Source organism: uncultured Salegentibacter sp. (genome assembly GCF_963972535.1).
Lineage (GTDB): Bacteria > Bacteroidota > Bacteroidia > Flavobacteriales > Flavobacteriaceae > Salegentibacter.
In genome coordinates, this window is record NZ_CAXAVR010000188.1 from 1 (window position 1) to 3,002 (window position 3,002).

Sequence of the window (3,002 nt, forward strand, 5' to 3'; positions counted from 1 at the left end):
TTAGAAGTTTACAAACTGGAGAAGAATGTAAGTATTTTGGCTACTATTGCAGGTGCAGCTCCAATGATTGGTTTCCTTGGAACAGTTATAGGTATGGTAATTGCATTTCATGAATTGGCAACAAGTAGTGGGCAGGCACAAATGGGAGCACTCGCTGAGGGTATTTATACCGCGATGACCACAACCGTTGCCGGACTTATTGTTGGTATTATCGCTTATATAGGTTATAACCACTTAGTGGTGAAAACCGATAAAGTTGTACACCAAATGGAAGCTACCGCAGTAGATTTCCTTGACCTGTTAAACGAGCCCGCTTAATATGAATTTAAGAGGAAGAAATAAAGTAAGCCCCGAGTTCAGTATGAGCTCAATGACAGATATTGTATTCCTGTTGTTGATCTTTTTTATGCTCACCTCGCCGGTAATTACTCCAGAAGCCTTAGACCTAATACTTCCAAAGGCTAAAGGAAAAACAACCAGTGTTCAAAATGTAGCGGTAAGCATCACTAAAGACCTTCAGTTCTATGTAGACGATGAACGTATTTCACAGTCGGCATTAGAAAGTACTTTAAAAACCAAACTGGCAGGCGAAGAAAAGCCAACCATTATTTTAAGAGCAGAAGAAGGTGTGCCAATAGAAAAGGCAGTAAATGTTATGGATATCGCAAACCGAAATAGTTATAAAATCGTTCTGGCGGTTAAACCCGAATAAATCTAATCATGTTAGAAACCAAACACGAAAAAAAATCTTTTACCATCACGGTTATCTTACACGTGCTGTTAATTGCATTGCTATTTCTGTTAGGCTTTAAATATTTAGATCCCCCACCAGAGAGTGGTATTGCTATAAATTTTGGAACTTCTGAAGTTGGTTCAGGAGAAGAGCAACCTACCGAGCCGGTACAATCTGCTCCTCAGCAAACTACCGTTCCCGAAACTCAAACGCAGCCAGAACCGGTTGTGGAAGAAGAAGTGGTAACACAGCAAATTGAAGAAGCTCCGGTAATTCAGGAAAAACAAAAGCCAAAGCCAGTAGTTGAGAAGAAACCGGAAAAGCCTGTAGAACAACCCCCGGCTAAAAAGCCAGAACCCAAACCAGACCAATCTACTACCGATGCTATGAGTAGTATTTTAAACGGTCCAGAAAGATCGGGAACCGAAAGCGGTGGAGAAGGTAACGATAATCAAGCCGGCGATAAAGGCGATCCAGATGGTGATCCTAACGCGAGTTCCTATTATGGTAGTGGCTCTGGCCTGGATGGTGATGGTAATTATCGCTTAGGTGGAAGACGGGCAATAAATAAAGAAAAATTTGTACAGGATTGTAATGAATCCGGGATAGTGGTAGTGCGTATAGAAGTTAACCAAAACGGGCAGGTTATTAATGCCACGCCGGGTGTAAAAGGAACAACTAACAGTGCGTCCTGTCTTACAGATCCTGCCAGAAGAGCGGCAATGGCTACTCGCTTTAATAGCGATAACAACGCACCTTCGCGCCAGGTGGGTACAATTATTTATAATTTCAAACTTTCTGAATAAGTGGAAGCATATACCAAAACTGTTGAATGGATGTTTCAGCAGTTGCCTATGTACCAAAGAGTAGGAGCACAGGCATTCAAGAAAGATCTTTCCCGCACCATTAAACTTGCCAAACATTTAGGCAATCCTCATCAAAAATTCAAATCGGTTCATATAGCAGGAACTAACGGGAAAGGTTCTACCAGCCATATGTTAGCTTCTGTTTTACAGGAATCTGGCTATAAAGTGGGTTTGTACACTTCTCCGCATTTAAAAGATTTTAGAGAGCGTATTAAGGTAAACGGAAAATTTATTCCGAAGAAAAATGTTGTTGGATTCATCAATGAGAACAGAGATTTTTTAACCGAAAATGAACTTTCCTTTTTTGAAATGACCGTAGGGATGGCTTTTGATCATTTTGCAAGGGAAAAGGTAGATATTGCTGTAATTGAAGTAGGCCTGGGTGGTCGTTTAGATTCTACTAATATAATTACTCCCGAAGTCTCGGTAATCACTAATATAGGCTTAGATCATACTGCGTTCCTGGGAGATACTTTAGCCAAAATTGCCTCAGAAAAAGCCGGAATTATAAAAGATAATATTCCTGTAGTTATTGGTGAAAAACAAAAAGAAACTACAGATATTTTTACTGAAAAGGCTAAGCAACATAACTCAGAAATTTATTTTGCTGAAGATTTAAAATTCCATAAATATCATACCGATCTTAAAGGCGATTATCAGAACAAGAATATAAAAAGTGTGCTGGGAGCGGTAAAAGTATTACGTAACAAAGGCTGGGAGATTCCCGAAGATGGTCTAAGAAACGGACTTAATAGTGTGAAATTGCATACTTCGTTGCAGGGGCGTTGGGATATATTACAGGAAAAACCAAAAGTGATTTGTGATACCGCACATAATACCGAAGGTTTAAGCCTGGTTTTTAAACAGCTTAAAAAAGAAAAGTTTCAACACTTACATATTGTATTGGGTGTGGTAAACGATAAAGATTTAGATAAAATTCTTCCATTATTTCCTATATCGGCAATTTATTATTTTTCAAAACCCGATGTTCCTCGCGGATTGGAAACGGAAATATTACGACAAAAAGCTGCTAAATTTGGGTTGGAAGGGAGCTTATTTAATTCGGTTTCAGAAGCCTACGATGCCGCGGTAGAAGCGGCCCTGGATGAAGATCTGGTGTTTGTTGGAGGTAGCACTTTTACCGTTGCAGAAATAATTTAATTTTTTTGAAATTTTTCTTGGTGTAGATTAAAAACTAATCTATATTTGCATCCGCATTCAGGAATAGGGCGCGTAGCTCAGTTGGTTCAGAGCACTTGGTTTACACCCAAGGGGTCAGGGGTTCGAATCCCTTCGCGCCCACAGAATTAAAAAGGCTTCTATAAAAGGAAGCCTTTTTTTAGCTTATTGAAAGCTTTAGTTTTATTGATATTTAGGGCGCGTAGCTCAGTTGGTTCAGAGCA

Annotated in this window: 4 protein-coding genes and 1 tRNA gene; all 5 read left to right on the forward strand. The window is 39.6% G+C overall.

Features of this window, described 5'->3' with window-relative positions; translation table 11 throughout:
• The coding region (locus AACZ30_RS13620; RefSeq protein ID WP_339650056.1) for a MotA/TolQ/ExbB proton channel family protein at positions 1–318 on the forward strand (318 nt) is incomplete at its 5' end.
• A gap of 1 nt (position 319) precedes the next feature.
• Positions 320–712: a biopolymer transporter ExbD gene (locus AACZ30_RS13625; RefSeq protein WP_075325907.1), complete on the forward strand. Its 393-nt coding sequence runs from the start codon at positions 320–322 to the stop codon at positions 710–712.
• 8 nt (positions 713–720) lie between these two features.
• Entirely contained in the window at positions 721–1,539 is an 819-nt protein-coding gene (locus tag AACZ30_RS13630) for an energy transducer TonB (protein ID WP_075325908.1), read from the forward strand.
• Positions 1,540–1,569: 30 nt separating this feature from the next.
• Positions 1,570–2,760 carry a folylpolyglutamate synthase/dihydrofolate synthase family protein gene (locus AACZ30_RS13635; RefSeq protein ID WP_339650059.1) on the forward strand — a complete coding sequence of 397 codons (1,191 nt, stop codon included), beginning with the start codon at positions 1,570–1,572 and terminating at the stop codon, positions 2,758–2,760.
• Positions 2,761–2,826: 66 nt separating this feature from the next.
• Positions 2,827–2,901 (forward strand) — tRNA-Val (locus AACZ30_RS13640).
• Positions 2,902–3,002 lie beyond the last annotated feature (101 nt).

Excerpts from the sequence above, each read along its gene's own strand:
- AACZ30_RS13635 (WP_339650059.1), top strand. The coding sequence starts at position 1,570 with ATGTTTCAGCAGTTGCCTATGTACCAAAGAGTAGGAGCACAGGCATTC.
- AACZ30_RS13630 (WP_075325908.1), top strand. The coding sequence starts at position 721 with ATGTTAGAAACCAAACACGAAAAAAAATCTTTTACCATCACGGTTATC.
- AACZ30_RS13625 (WP_075325907.1), top strand. The coding sequence starts at position 320 with ATGAATTTAAGAGGAAGAAATAAAGTAAGCCCCGAGTTCAGTATGAGC.